The organism is Geobacillus sp. 47C-IIb, from assembly GCF_014679705.1.
Classification (GTDB): domain Bacteria; phylum Bacillota; class Bacilli; order Bacillales; family Anoxybacillaceae; genus Geobacillus; species Geobacillus thermodenitrificans.
On record NZ_CP061473.1, the window covers coordinates 320,376 to 332,344 of the forward strand.

General features: G+C 52.7%; 14 protein-coding genes. 2 read left to right on the forward strand and 12 right to left on the reverse strand.

The window, feature by feature from the left end; genetic code table 11:
• Positions 1-24 precede the first annotated feature (24 nt).
• The gene (locus IC804_RS01540; protein ID WP_081157271.1) at positions 25-1,404 is read right to left on the reverse strand and encodes a D-serine ammonia-lyase; all 1,380 of its coding nucleotides are present in this window, start codon (positions 1,402-1,404) and stop codon (positions 25-27) included.
• 270 nt (positions 1,405-1,674) lie between these two features.
• Here IC804_RS01540 and IC804_RS01545 point away from each other — a divergent pair, with 270 nt between their 5' ends.
• Entirely contained in the window at positions 1,675-2,844 is a 1,170-nt protein-coding gene (locus IC804_RS01545; protein WP_081133157.1) for an MFS transporter, read from the forward strand.
• 329 nt (positions 2,845-3,173) lie between these two features.
• Complete coding sequence (locus IC804_RS01550) at positions 3,174-3,653, forward strand: GNAT family N-acetyltransferase (protein WP_060788321.1); 480 nt, start codon at positions 3,174-3,176, stop codon at positions 3,651-3,653.
• Positions 3,654-3,763: 110 nt separating this feature from the next.
• Here the strand turns inward: IC804_RS01550 and IC804_RS01555 are convergent, their stop codons facing one another.
• The 11 genes from IC804_RS01555 to urtC all read right to left on the reverse strand — a co-directional run bounded on the left by IC804_RS01555 (position 3,764) and on the right by urtC (position 11,964).
• Positions 3,764-4,387, reverse strand: coding sequence for an urease accessory protein UreH (locus tag IC804_RS01555; RefSeq protein ID WP_020960050.1), 624 nt, complete (start codon positions 4,385-4,387; stop codon positions 3,764-3,766).
• 20 nt (positions 4,388-4,407) lie between these two features.
• The gene (locus tag IC804_RS01560; protein WP_011231412.1) at positions 4,408-5,223 is read right to left on the reverse strand and encodes an urease accessory protein UreD; all 816 of its coding nucleotides are present in this window, start codon (positions 5,221-5,223) and stop codon (positions 4,408-4,410) included.
• Complete coding sequence (gene ureG / locus IC804_RS01565) at positions 5,220-5,834, reverse strand: urease accessory protein UreG (protein ID WP_011231413.1); 615 nt, start codon at positions 5,832-5,834, stop codon at positions 5,220-5,222. Before ureG ends, IC804_RS01560 begins: the two co-directional genes overlap by 4 nt.
• A 49-nt stretch (positions 5,835-5,883) precedes the next feature.
• Positions 5,884-6,561: an urease accessory protein UreF gene (locus IC804_RS01570; protein ID WP_023633742.1), complete on the reverse strand. Its 678-nt coding sequence runs from the start codon at positions 6,559-6,561 to the stop codon at positions 5,884-5,886.
• Positions 6,554-7,000 (reverse strand): urease accessory protein UreE, encoded by a 447-nt coding sequence (ureE, locus tag IC804_RS01575; protein ID WP_020960052.1) that lies wholly within the window; start codon positions 6,998-7,000, stop codon positions 6,554-6,556. Before ureE ends, IC804_RS01570 begins: the two co-directional genes overlap by 8 nt.
• Positions 7,001-7,010: 10 nt before the next feature.
• Positions 7,011-8,720, reverse strand: coding sequence for an urease subunit alpha (gene ureC, locus IC804_RS01580; protein ID WP_081157270.1), 1,710 nt, complete (start codon positions 8,718-8,720; stop codon positions 7,011-7,013).
• On the reverse strand, positions 8,717-9,052 hold the full coding sequence (locus IC804_RS01585; RefSeq protein WP_081157269.1) for an urease subunit beta: 336 nt from the start codon (positions 9,050-9,052) through the stop codon (positions 8,717-8,719). The genes ureC and IC804_RS01585 overlap by 4 nt, the downstream gene beginning before the upstream one ends.
• Positions 9,053-9,096: 44 nt before the next feature.
• Entirely contained in the window at positions 9,097-9,402 is a 306-nt protein-coding gene (gene ureA, locus IC804_RS01590) for an urease subunit gamma (RefSeq protein WP_020755308.1), read from the reverse strand.
• A gap of 84 nt (positions 9,403-9,486) precedes the next feature.
• Positions 9,487-10,188 (reverse strand): urea ABC transporter ATP-binding subunit UrtE, encoded by a 702-nt coding sequence (gene urtE, locus IC804_RS01595; RefSeq protein ID WP_020960055.1) that lies wholly within the window; start codon positions 10,186-10,188, stop codon positions 9,487-9,489.
• Positions 10,167-10,931 (reverse strand): urea ABC transporter ATP-binding protein UrtD, encoded by a 765-nt coding sequence (gene urtD, locus IC804_RS01600; protein WP_020960056.1) that lies wholly within the window; start codon positions 10,929-10,931, stop codon positions 10,167-10,169. Before urtD ends, urtE begins: the two co-directional genes overlap by 22 nt.
• On the reverse strand, positions 10,906-11,964 hold the full coding sequence (urtC, locus tag IC804_RS01605) for an urea ABC transporter permease subunit UrtC (RefSeq protein ID WP_081157276.1): 1,059 nt from the start codon (positions 11,962-11,964) through the stop codon (positions 10,906-10,908). The genes urtD and urtC overlap by 26 nt, the downstream gene beginning before the upstream one ends.
• Positions 11,965-11,969: the final 5 nt, after the last annotated feature.

The window sequence follows — 11,969 nt, forward strand, 5'->3', positions numbered from 1 at the left end:
CACCCCCCATGGAATGGCGGGATCTTATCGCCCTTCGGAAAAACGGTTCCCTGTCATGGTTTCGATGCGCACGCCCTCTCGATAATAGGCCTCCATCACATCCTTTGGCACCATGCTTCCGCCCGTCGCCCAGCAAATATGGGTGGCTTGTTTTATTTTTCCCCTTAAATCGTTTTTCTCTAAATACGCTTGCCCCGCCGAATCGTGAAACAGCCGGGCAGGCCCCGCCACCCCGGCCAATGCGGAAGGCTCGAGGCGGATTGCCTCTGTATCCGCCATAGCCGCAAGCAGGCGGTAAAGCGTTTGGTCATCGACCGTATAGACGCCATTGATGACGTTCTCAAGCATGTTTCCGACCAACCCCGACGGGCGGCCGACCGCCAATCCGTCCGCTTCCGTTTTGTTGTCGAGGCCAAAGTCTTGCACGGACACGCGGTCGTGCTCTCCTGTCATCAACCCAAGCAGCATGCAAGGCGAATGCGTCGGCTCGGCGAAAAAGCAATGCACATGATCCCCATATACGAGTTTCAAGCCAAACGTCACCCCGCCCGGACCGCCGCCGACGCCGCAAGGAAGGTACACAAACAGCGGATGATCTTCATCAACGGCGATGTTTCTCTCCTCCAACTGTTGTTTCAGCCTGAACGCCGCCACCGCGTATCCTAAAAACAGATGGACCGAGTTTTCATCATCGATAAAATACGATTTCGGGTCGCGGGCCGATTGCCTTCTCGCCTCTTCTACCACTTTGCTGTAGTCGGTGAGATGTTCGACCACCGTCACCCCTTTGCTTCGCAACAAATCTTTCTTCCATTGTTTAGCATCCGCTGACATATGGACGGTGACGTGGAACCCGAGCTGCGCTCCGATGATGCCGATGCTCAAGCCCAAGTTTCCTGTCGAGCCGGCGACAAGCGAATAGCGGGAAAAGAACTGCCGGAATTCTTCGCTGGCCATGACCGCATAGTCCTCTCCTATGGCGATCATACCGTTTGCGAGCGCAAGATCTTCCGCGTGTTTCAACACTTCGTAAATGCCCCCACGCGCCTTGATCGACCCGGAAATCGGGAGATGGCTGTCGCATTTTAGCAACAGCTCCCCCTCGATGTTGGTCTGAAACATCTTTTCCAAACGCCGTTGCATGTTCGGAATCCGGACTAAAGGGGATTCGATGATGCCATAGGCCGGCCGCGTCTCGGGAAAAACTTTCGCGATGTAGGGGGCAAAGCGGCGCAATCGTTCTTCCGCCTCCTTGACATCGCGTTCGCGTAAAGGAATCGTTCGAATAGCTTGCGCAAACGCGTGATATTTTGGATTGCGCCAAAACACCTCTTCGGCCGCCATGATCGTTTTAAGCAGCGGGAATTCCTTTATCCACTTTTGGATTTCGTTTTTGGTCATCATGCACCATTCTCTCCCATGCGTGTTTGTCGTTTCGCACCCTAGGCGGATGCCGGTCCAAAGTCCGCTTCATTGTTTGTCGAACCGTTTACCTCCAGTCTCGCGAAAACCGCTTCCATTGTCAATGGGGAGGAAGGAAAATGGTTTGTGGGCGACATTCAGGAGTGATCCCCAGCCTCGTCGGAACGGCCAAGCAAGGTGCGATCTGCTTTGAAAAACGCCTGTCTTTCCATTATGATGAAAGAGGCAAACCATATCGTGGAGATGATGATCATGGGCAATCGCCGTGATTTATCGCTTTTGTTTCTTGTGATGTTTTTGGTCATGGCCGGGTTTGGCATCATTATCCCTGTCCTTCCATTTTACGCAGAAAAAATCGGCGCTTCCCCGACACAACTCGGCTGGTTGATGGCCGTTTATTCGCTCATGCAATTTTTATTTGCGCCGATGTGGGGGAATTTATCGGACCGCTATGGACGAAAGCCGATGCTGCTTGTCGGCATTTTCGGTTTGGCCCTTTCGTTTTTCTTGCTCGCCGTCGCGACAAAACTTTGGATGTTGTTTGCCGCTCGCATCATCGGCGGATGTCTATCGGCGGCCACGATGCCGGCCGCTATGGCGTACGTCGCAGATGTGACAACGGAAGAAGACCGGGGCAAAGGAATGGGGATGATCGGAGCGGCCGTTGGGCTTGGATTCATTTTCGGACCGGGGATCGGCGGCGTGTTCTCGAAAGCGAGCTTAACCGCTCCGTTTTGGATGGCAGGCAGCTTGGCGCTCTTGACCGCTCTATTCGTTTTCGTTTTCTTGCATGAGTCGCTTCCGAGAGAAAAACGAATGAATATACGAACAAAGCGGCCATCGCTTGCGGCCGCCCTCCAAGGGCCTGTAGCGCGCCTATACTTACTGCAGCTGATCACAACGTTTTCCCTCGCCGGACTTGAAGCGACGTTCGCCTATTTTGCCGCTGAACGAGCGGGGCTTTCGTCGACGGAACTTGGCTACATCTTTATGATCATGGGGCTTGCAGGGGCCATCGTCCAAGGAGGGTTGCTTGGAAAACTGATCCGCTCATTCGGGGAAGGAGCTGTCATTCGTGTCGGGCTGTTCTTGTCAGCAGTTGGCTTTTTTCTCATTTTATTCGTTCACAGCTTTTGGACAGCCGCGCTCTATTTAACGATTTTCGGCATTGGAAACGGCATCATCCGCCCGTGCGTCTCCGCGTTGTTGACGAAATATACGGCGGACGGCCAAGGAAGCGCAACAGGCGTCTTATCATCGTTCGATTCGCTCGGCCGCATCGGCGGTCCGGCGATCGCCGGCTGGTTGTTCACCTTAAAGTCCAGTTTGCCATATATGTCAGGGATTGTGCTAACATTCATTTCCTTCGCTGTTTTTCAATCGTTTCAACGAGCCATGATGCAAAAAGACTCTGCCCTTTGACACAAGAGGAGGACGGATGTGGACATCCCCTGTTACAGATCAGCGAGCGAAAAAGCCCACTCCTTGAGGGGTGGGATGAAAGCGAGCCCCGTCTAACCTAGCGCACTGGTCACAGGTGCGCCGCCCATTGGGGTACATCCTAACCCGATGGGACGGGGTGATGACACACCCCTGAATTTGGGCGTTGTCCGAACCAGAAATGGATGAGGACGCGAACGACCCAAGAATCCCACGCCTTTAGGCGTGCGGAGTGTCAAACTCACGCACGGAAGTGAACGTCTTATGCATTGGGGTGAAAATCATCATCTGCACAAAGGAGGAGGAGCGCCTTGAACATCGTTCCAACCAAACAGTTGGACCGCGCCATCGTCAACCAATTTTTCAACGACCATTGGGGAAGTCCGCAAATGGTTGTCTCGACCGGCATCTATACCTGCAGCGAGCTGGATGGATTTGCGGCTGTTGAGAATGGATCTCGGATCGTCGGGCTCATTACGTTTGTGATTTGCGGAAACGAATGCGAGATCATCTCGCTAGACAGCATAATGGAAAACCGCGGCATCGGCAGCGCCCTTTTGCATGAGGCAGAGGCATGGGCGAGACAACAAAGGTGCACGGCTGTTCAACTGATCACTACCAACGACAACTTGCATGCCCTTCGTTTCTATCAAAAGCGCGGCTATCAAATTGTGAACGTCTTTCCCAACGCTGTCGACAAGGCGCGACAAATCAAGCCAAACATTCCGAAAACAAGTCCTGACGGCATTCCTATTCGAGATGAGTTGTTGCTGGTCAAACCACTGGTGTGACACGAGGTGATGATGACGCCGCATCGAAAAAGAAGCACCGGCCTTCTCCCAAGACCGGTGCTTCTTTGTTTTGAACAACCCTCCACCTATGACGCCAGCCGCGAGGAGCGTCAAATTTCGGCGGCGATATGATACATGTAATAGACCCCATAGGCGATGCTGATGAGGGAGACGGTTTTCACGATCCATTGATTCATGACTTGCTGTTTCGCTTTCATCCAAACAAACGGAATCCCGAGAAACGTCGTGAACAGCATCATGCCGATGACCGTTCCTAGGCCAAAAATCAAAATAAAAGCAAGAGCCATCCAAGTTCCTTTGACCGTCGTCATCGTCAACAACACCATTCCTGCGCTGCCGGCTAAACCGTGGACGATGCCGATCAATGTCGATTTCACATGCAAATGATGAATATCGCCTTGGTGACGATGATCCAGCCTCATTGTCGAACGGAAACTAGCAATTCCTAGAATAACGATCATGATGCCGACGCCCATTTCAAGATAAGAAGCAATCTGTTCAGGAATTTGCCGCTCAAAGGCGATCATCGCCATCCCGACGACAAGCAGCGTCAACGTATGGCCGATTCCCCAAAACATGCCGGCCAGCGATGAAAGGGACAGTTTTTTCGTCCGGCTGGCAATGGTCGAAACGGCAATGACGTGATCCGGTTCCGTCGCATGCTTCATTCCTAGCAACAATCCAAACAAGAGCACAGGCCATATCGATCCCATTGTCTTCATCCTTTCCCTTCTCAATATTTCCTCCAGCAGACTGGCGCTTTCTCACCGCATTGTTGGCGAATGAACTGTTGGACGCGTTGGAATATCGCTTCGATGACCGATGTTTCATACGCCAATATACGTACAGAAAAGCCTGGAACGGCCGCCGCTGAAAAACCGCAGCGAACCTCTTGCGGCATCTCTTCCATGAACTGGTTGAACTGTTCTAACACTTCCTTTGTGATAAACGGAGAAAGAGCCACGAATGATCCGACATGCGTGTAGCCGCCGAGCTGCAGCATGCTCGTTAAGTGCTGCCGCGAGTCCAAGTACAGATGATCAAACAGAACGAGCGCCTCGTCTTGATACACCTTCAGTTTCGAGCGAATCCAATCATAGCGGAACAGCTCGCCGCTTTCCGACCATCCAGGTGTGATGATTTCGCCATAAACGAACGTGGAGCTTGGCGTGATGTACACCGTCGTTTCTTGATAAAAGCGCGCATGCTCATAGGCGATCGTCGGGTCGGGGAAATATTCAAGTACGCTTTGCTCCCCAAGTGACAATCGTGTATACTGCCTTACAGGCGTTGAAGGAGTTTTGTAGATTTTCGCCGCCGACTGGGTCGTCACCATCAACCGGGCGCTGGGCTCGAGGAAGATTTCCATATCATATGAATCCCCATCGACATACCCGCCGCCCACGTGGACAAGATATAACGTCGGATGAGCCGGGTCGAGGTAAACAGGACGCATCAGTTTCAGCGCCCCTTCACTATAGTTGTCCAAAATGACGGTGCGGCCGTTTTTCACGACCGCTGTACATCGCAAACGCCCCGTCCAGCTCATTCTTCCAGCCCTGCCAGCAGCACCTGTTTTTCGATCCAATCCACAACGTCAAAAAGACCAATCTCTTCTTTTAAATTCGTAAAAATGACCGGCTTCGCCCCTCGCGCTGCTTTGGCGTCCCGTTCCATCACTTCCAGACTGGCGCCGACGTAAGGGGCAAGGTCGATTTTGTTGATCACGAGCAAATCCGACTTAATCATCCCTTGCCCGCCTTTGCGCGGAATTTTCTCCCCTTGGGCGACGTCGATGACATAAATGGAGAAATCGACCAACTCCGGGCTGAAGGTCGCCGCCAAGTTATCGCCGCCGCTCTCGATCAAAATGAGTTCCACATCTGGATGGCGCCGTTTCAGTTCATCAATGGCCGCAAAATTCATTGATGCGTCTTCGCGAATGGCCGTATGCGGGCACCCGCCCGTTTCGACGCCGATAATCCGATCTTCCGGCAGAACGCTGTGTTTGATTAAAAATTGGGCATCTTCTTTTGTATAAATATCATTCGTAATGACCGCGATGCTAAAGCGGCGATGCATCGCCCGCGTCAGCTTCTCGACAAGCATCGTTTTGCCGGCGCCGACCGGGCCGCCGATGCCGATTCGTACCGGTTCCATTCTGGATTCTCCCTTCTCTGTCCTTCTTTCGTTCCACGTCAAACAAGATTTACGACATAAACAATCGAACAGGAAGACGTTCATGCTGCATTTGTGCAATTTCCAGACCAACGGCTGCCGCTCCGAGCTCCTCTTCGTCGAGCGTCTCGATGATGCTTGCGGCATGAATCAAATATGGCTGCACCATGACAAGAAGCTTTTGCCCGTCCGTTTGACCGAGGGGGATGCCGCGGACCGCGTTTTGCACCATCGTTTGTACGGAAGCAAACAAATACGTCAGCACCGTCGTTTGTTTGGCTGCTCCGATTTTGCGGCCAACCGCCGCAAACACAATGGCCGGATGAATGGACCGCGTCGTTTGCACGATCTCATCCAATTCATCGACTCCGTAAATGTCGCGGCACAGTTTCCATAAGCGCCCCCCAATCATTCTCGTTCCTTCTCGCGTTTCCTTCGCCAAGCAGAGAGCAAACAGCGTGTCGTTCAGCCGCCGCAGTCCTTCCATACGGTCGACTTCCAACTGCTCATAGGCGATCCGGCACGCCAATCCATCCGTATACGTCAGCTGGGTCTGAATATAAGCGACAAGCACATCGCCAAACGTTTTGGCATCGCAAATTTGTTCATTGTACATGTATGTTTCAAACCCAAAGGAATGGGAAAATGCTCCAGACGGAAAATTCGAATCGGAGAGCTGCAGCAGCCACAACAACTGTTGGTCAGTCATGGCGATGCCCGATATGGCGGAACGCTTGTTTTACTTTCCGTTTTTCCCTCTTGTACGGGATGCCGAGTTGCTGGAGCAGCTCTTCGACTAAATAGTCGTATTGGACGAGCATTTCCCCTTCCTCGAATTGGGCGGGCAAGTGGCGGTTGCCGAGCTGATGAGCAATCTCCCCCATTTGTTTCATGGAAACAGGCTGGATGACAAGCAAATCATCGGGAAGAACGGATACGACAATGGCATTATGCTCATCCATCCATAACACATCTCCGTCTACCAATTCTTTCGCTTCTTTCAAGCGAATGCCAATCTCCCTCCCATGGTCGGTCACCACCCGCTGAATTCGTTTTACTAAATCATCGCTTGGCATGTACACCCGTTCGATGTGCGGGGGGAGAGAAGAAAGAGCTCGAATGTTGCCGATAACCGTTTCTACAATCATCATCATCACCTCAAAACAGAAAATATCGTTGCGCCATGGCCACAACTTCAGCCGGTTCGCACGTGATGAGCCGCCCATCGACCTTCACTTCATACGTTTGCGGATCGACATCGATTTGAGGCATGGCGTTGTTGAACACCATATCGTGTTTCGTTAACGAACGAATGTTTCCAACCGGTTTGACGATTTTGTGCAATCGCAGTTTGTCAGGGACGCCGCATTCGAACGCCGCTTTGGACAAAAACGTAATGGACGTTTTCGCGACGGCGGCGCCATAGTTGGCGAACATCGGGCGGTACAGAGCGGGCTGCGGCGTCGGAATGCTGGCGTTCGGGTCGCCCATCACGCTGTAGGCGATCATCCCGCCTTTGATGACGAGCTCAGGCTTGACCCCGAAAAAAGCGGGATGCCAAACGACCAAATCTGCGAATTTTCCGACTTCGACTGACCCGACATACTCCGCGATGCCATGAGTGATAGCCGGGTTGATCGTATATTTGGCTACGTACCGTTTGACGCGGACATTATCGCCTCGCCCCGTTTCCTCCGGCAAGCGGCCAAACTGTTTTTTCATTTTGTCGGCCGTTTGCCACGTACGTAAAATGACTTCACCGACCCGTCCCATCGCTTGCGAGTCGGAACTGATCATGCTGAAGGCGCCGATGTCGTGCAAAATGTCTTCTGCCGCGATCGTTTCTTTGCGGATGCGCGAATCAGCAAAGGCAATGTCTTCTGGAACGGACGGATCTAAATGATGACACACCATTAACATATCTAAATGCTCATCGAGCGTGTTTTTCGTATACGGCCGCGTCGGGTTCGTGGAAGAAGGCAAAATGTTCGGGAAGCTGGCGACTTTCATAATATCGGGCGCATGTCCGCCTCCCGCCCCTTCCGTATGGTATGTATGGATGACACGTCCGTTAATGGCCTTCAGTGTATGCTCGACAAACCCGCCTTCATTCAACGTATCGGTATGAATGGCGACTTGCACATCGTACTCATCAGCCACTTGCAAGCACGCATCAATCGCTGCCGCCGTCGTTCCCCAGTCTTCATGAAGCTTAAGTCCCACCGCGCCCGCGCGCACTTGCTCCGCGATCGGCTCTTTCGCCGACGCGTTGCCTTTTCCTAAAAACCCAAGATTCATTGGGAACGCTTCGGCGGCTTCAAGCATCCGGTAAATATTCCACTCTCCCGGCGTGCACGTCGTGGCATTCGTTCCGGTCGCCGGCCCGGTCCCGCCGCCAATCATCGTCGTAATGCCGGATGACAGGGCGGTTTCGATTTGCTGCGGGCAAATGAAATGGATATGGGCATCCACTCCTCCAGCGGTCACGATTTTCCCTTCGGCCGCGATCACTTCCGTTGAGGCGCCGATGACAATATTGACGCCGTCCATTAACAGCGGATTCCCCGCCTTGCCGATGGCGGCGATGTTTCCATCTTTGACCCCGATATCGGCTTTGTAAATGCCGGTGTAATCAACGATGACGGCGTTCGTCAACACTAAATCGACCGCTTCGTCGCGGACAGCGAGCGGATGCTGCCCCATCCCGTCGCGAATCACCTTCCCGCCGCCGAATTTCACTTCATCGCCGTAAACGGTATAGTCATGCTCAATTTCAATCCATAAGTCTGTGTCCGCCAACCGGATGCAGTCCCCGGTCGTCGGTCCAAACATATCCGCGTATTGCCGTCTTGACATGGAAAAACTCATTCTCTTGCTCCCTCCTTCCCGTTGTCATCAAGCGGACCGTTGACCATATTGTTTAGTCCGTACACCCGGCGCTTGCCGGAGAACGGGACGAGCTCCACTTGCTTCACATCCCCGGGTTCAAAACGGACCGCTGTCCCGGCTGGGATGTTCAAATGTTTTCCGTATGCGGCCTGTCGGTCAAATTCGAGAAACGAATTGACTTCAAAAAAGTGAAAATGGGAACCGACCTGCACCGGGCGGTCGCCGCGGTTTATGACCGTCAGCTTCGTAACCGGCTTTTGCCGGTTGCACACAATCGGTTCGTCGCGCAATCGGTATTCTCCTGGGATCATAAGATCACTCCTTTATCCACCTTCATCGGAATCGGCCGGCGCTATTACGACCGGATCGGCTGGTGGACCGTGACGAGTTTCGTGCCGTCCGGAAACGTCGCCTCGACTTGAATCTCGTCGATCATGTCAGCGACGCCTTCCATCACATCATCGCGCGTCAAAATCGTTGCGCCGTATTGCATCAACTCCGCCACCGTCCGCCCGTCGCGGGCTCCTTCCATCAGTTCATACGTAATGAGCGCCACCGCTTCCGGATAATTTAGCTTCAAGCCCCGCTCTTTCCGGCGGCGCGCCAAATCAGCGGCAACGACGATCAGCAGCTTTTCCTGTTCACGCGGAGTCAGTTTCACTCATCTCTTCCCCCCTCTTGAATGCTCCCGCCTATACTCGCAGGTTCAAAAAATCTCTCATTCGCTAACACCGCTGTCTGCTGCTTAAACAGCAAGAAACGATTGAATATAAGTCAAATCAGCCCCATCGACATCCCCTTTCGCCACGACAGCGCCGCGATCCAAAATATAGAAACGATCAGCACAAGAAAACGCCAGCTCCACGTTATGTTCGACCAATATGATGCCAACCTGCTTTTCTTTGGCAATTTTCATAATCGCATCATGAATCAACGCAACGATCGAGGGCTGAATGCCTTCCATCGGTTCATCAAGCAAGAGCAGTTTCGGCCGGCCGGCCAACGCGCGGGCAATGGCCAGCTGTTGCTGCTGTCCGCCGCTTAAATCTCCTCCTTTTCGCTGGCGCATCTCTTTTAAAATCGGGAACAGCGCGTACATTTCATCAAGGGTCGGCTGGGGACGGACTTTTTCGGCCTGCGCTTCCAGCCCGAGAAGAATATTTTCCTCCACCGTCAACGCCGAAAAAATTTCCCTCCCTTGCGGCACATAGCCGATCCCCGCTCGCGCCCGCCGCTCCGGCGGCCATCGCGTGATATCTTCCCCCTCCCATTCGATGACGCCTGACATCGGGCGAATCAACCCGATGATCGTTTTCATCAACGTCGTTTTTCCAACCCCGTTTCTGCCCAACACCGCCGTCACCCGACCAAGAGGAACATCCATGTCAACATGATCGAGCACCACACTTCCGTCATAGCCAGCCGTTACATCCCGGAGGCGCAGCACGCGTTTTTCCCCCTTCCAAGGTACACATCGATCACTTGTTCGTTTTGCTGCACTTCATCCATCGATCCTTCGCACAATACTTTTCCTTCATGCATGACTGTCACTTGTTTGGAATAGCGGCGGACAAAGTCCATATCATGCTCGACAATAATGACCGCACAATGTTCGGCCATTTCATGGAGCCATTCCCCCGTGCGCTCCCGCTCCGCCGCACTCATGCCGGCGATCGGCTCATCCAATAGGAGGAGCTGCGGACGCTGAATGAGCTGCATGCCGATTTCCAACCACTGCTTTTGGCCATGAGACAGTGAGCCCGCTAAGCGATGACGTTCATCGAGCAATCCAATTTTCTCTAGCTGTGCTGCCATCATTTCTTTCTCTTCTCCAGTCAACTTCGCCCGCAAAACGGAACGCAGACGCCGATCTTGTCGCATGGCTAACTCCATATTTTCCCACACCGTCAAAAACGGAAAAATGGAAGGGCTTTGAAACTTCCGGGCGATGCCTATTTGCACGATCTCATATTCCGGCCGTTGCGTGATGTCATGGAAAAAAAACAGCACCCGCCCGTCCGTCGCTCTCGTCCGCCCGCAAATGACATCGAGCAGCGTCGTTTTTCCCGCTCCGTTCGGACCGATCAAAAATCGCACTTCATGGGGGTAAACCGCGAGATCGACGCCTTGCAAAGCGCGAAATCCATCGAAGTCAACGACGACGTCACGACACATCAACACGGGCTTCACATTCATGCCCCCTTTTTTCTTTGATGCGAACGGCAGCGAGCGATTCATAAATGCCCGCCAATCCCTTCGGAACAAACAGCACAACAACGACAAACAAGGCGCCTAACAAAAGCAGCCATAGATCTGGATAATTTTCGCTTAAAAAGCTTTTCGCCGTGTTCATGACGATCGCGCCCATAATCGCGCCCATGAGCGAGTGGCGTCCGCCGACAGCAGCCCACAGCACCATTTCGATTGAAGGAATAATCCCCATCATCTCCGGGGAAATGAGCCCGACTTGCAGGACAAACAATGCGCCTGCCACTCCGGCAAAGGCGGCTGACAAACTATACACAAACACTTTATAGACGGTCGGATTAAACCCTAAAAAACGAACCCGATTTTCAGCGTCGCGAATGGCAATGAGCACTTTTCCTAGCCGACCAGTCGTTAGACGGCGCGTCATAACGAAAATGAGGGCAAGAACAGCTGCTGTCAGCCAATACAACACAATTTGCGTAAGCGGCGATGATAACGAAAAGCCGAACACGGTCGAAAAATTGGTCAAGCCGTTCGTTCCACCCGTCCATTCTTGCTTGCCGATAAACAGCGTAACAAACACGACAACAACCGCCTGGGAAAGGAGAGAAAAATAGACGCCTTGAATCCGATTTTTAAACGTGAAATAGCTTAATAGGGCAGCCAGCAATGTAGGCAAGACGATCGCTGCTATGACGGCCACGACAGGATGCGCAAACGGCTTCCAAAACCACGGCAGTTCGCGCACGCTGCTCCACTCCATAAAATCAGGCAAATGCCCTCGCGAAGCTTCGAGCTTCAAATACATCGCCATGCAATAAGCACCCAATCCAAAATACACCCCATGGCCGAGGCTCAAAATGCCGGTATATCCCCAAATGAGAGAAATGCCGACCGCCACGATGGCAAAGCAAAGAAATTTGCCAAGCAAAGACAGGCGAAACTCCGTTAAATAAAATGGCGCCAAAAACAAAGCAACGAAAAACAGCCAGTATCCCCAACGTTTGTTCACGATGCTTC

Excerpts from the sequence above, each read along its gene's own strand:
- ureC (WP_081157270.1), bottom strand. The coding sequence starts at position 8,720 with ATGAGTTTTTCCATGTCAAGACGGCAATACGCGGATATGTTTGGACCG.
- IC804_RS01545 (WP_081133157.1), top strand. The coding sequence starts at position 1,675 with ATGGGCAATCGCCGTGATTTATCGCTTTTGTTTCTTGTGATGTTTTTG.
- IC804_RS01540 (WP_081157271.1), bottom strand. The coding sequence starts at position 1,404 with ATGATGACCAAAAACGAAATCCAAAAGTGGATAAAGGAATTCCCGCTG.
- IC804_RS01560 (WP_011231412.1), bottom strand. The coding sequence starts at position 5,223 with ATGAGCTGGACGGGGCGTTTGCGATGTACAGCGGTCGTGAAAAACGGC.
- ureE (WP_020960052.1), bottom strand. The coding sequence starts at position 7,000 with ATGATTGTAGAAACGGTTATCGGCAACATTCGAGCTCTTTCTTCTCTC.
- IC804_RS01555 (WP_020960050.1), bottom strand. The coding sequence starts at position 4,387 with ATGGGATCGATATGGCCTGTGCTCTTGTTTGGATTGTTGCTAGGAATG.
- IC804_RS01570 (WP_023633742.1), bottom strand. The coding sequence starts at position 6,561 with ATGACTGACCAACAGTTGTTGTGGCTGCTGCAGCTCTCCGATTCGAAT.
- ureG (WP_011231413.1), bottom strand. The coding sequence starts at position 5,834 with ATGGAACCGGTACGAATCGGCATCGGCGGCCCGGTCGGCGCCGGCAAA.
- IC804_RS01585 (WP_081157269.1), bottom strand. The coding sequence starts at position 9,052 with ATGATCCCAGGAGAATACCGATTGCGCGACGAACCGATTGTGTGCAAC.